1 protein-coding gene is annotated in these 1,200 nt (G+C 54.8%); it reads right to left on the bottom strand.

The window, feature by feature from the left end; all coding sequences use genetic code 11:
- Positions 1-151: 151 nt before the first annotated feature.
- Positions 152-1,132: an IS5 family transposase gene (locus ACEN2T_RS29935; RefSeq protein ID WP_442117995.1), complete on the bottom strand. Its 981-nt coding sequence runs from the start codon at positions 1,130-1,132 to the stop codon at positions 152-154.
- Positions 1,133-1,200: the final 68 nt, after the last annotated feature.

The following is a 1,200-nucleotide window of genomic DNA, read 5'->3' as shown; positions in this document are numbered from 1 at the left end:
CCTTAGGGATAGTCTGAAGTAGGCCGCTATTTTTCGACTGCTGAGCCATAGGCGCTTTCAAAAAACGGCAGCCGTTCAAAACCGATCACGTCTGCCGCCTATTCCATCCATTTTTTCCGCTGAACGCTCCTAGCAGCAGCTATTTCCCTCATTACGGACGCACCTCTCCTGCGCTGGAGAGCAAATATCGACGCGCCATCCAAAGGTTCGACAGGGCGAACAGCGTCACCATCTGAGCAGTGTTTTTCACCAAGCCTCGGAAACGCACTTTCGTATAACCAAACTGACGCTTGATCACTCGAAATGGATGCTCAACCTTGGCGCGAACCTGGGCCTTGGCTTTCTCGATCTTGCGCATCGCTTTGTACAGCGCGCTGCGTTTACCGTGTTTTTTGTAGGTACTGCGCCGGGCTGCGATCTGCCAGATGACGTGGCGTCCCGCATGCTCTTCGCGCTTCTCGACACCGGTATAGCCTGCATCGGCGCAGACCACGTTCTCAGCACCGTGTAGCAGTTTGTCGACTTGGGTTATGTCCGCGACGTTGGCCGCAGTGATCACCACGCTGTGCACCAGCCCTGACTCATCGTCGACACCAATGTGAGCTTTGGCACCGAAGTAATACTGGTTACCTTTCTTGGTTTGATGCATCTCAGGGTCGCGTTTGCCGTCCTTGTTCTTGGTCGAACTGGGCGCATGAATCAGCGTGGCATCGACGATGGTGCCTTGTCGCAGCGACAAGCCACGGTCGCCCAGATAGCCATTGATCACGCCGAGAATACCAGCCGCCAACTCGTGCTTTTCCAGCAGGCGACGGAAGTTGAGGATGGTAGTTTCATCTGGGATCCGCTCCAGGCTCAGACCTGAAAACTGGCGCAAGATCGTCGTCTCGTACAGCGCTTCTTCCATCGCAGGATCGCTGTAACCGAACCAGTTCTGCATGAGATGAACCCGCAGCATAGCCATCAAAGGATAGGCCGGACGCCCCCCTTCGCCCGTCGGGTAATGAGGTTCGATCAGGGCAATCAAACCCTTCCAGGGTACGACCCGATCCATCTCGATCAGGAACAAATCCTTGCGGGTCTGCTTGCGCTTACCGGCGTACTCGGCATCGGCGAAGGTCATTTGCTTCATTGAAAAGCTCGGCGATTGGTGTCCGGAGATTTTGCCAAATCAGGAAGTCTTTTTCAGGATTTCCTTAG

The sequence above is a fragment of the Pseudomonas sp. W22_MBD1_FP4 genome, from assembly GCF_052113765.1.
In the GTDB taxonomy this organism is placed as follows: domain Bacteria; phylum Pseudomonadota; class Gammaproteobacteria; order Pseudomonadales; family Pseudomonadaceae; genus Aquipseudomonas; species Aquipseudomonas sivasensis.
Note: the sequence above shows the minus strand (reverse complement) of the source record. Positions and strands in the feature narration are given on the sequence as shown.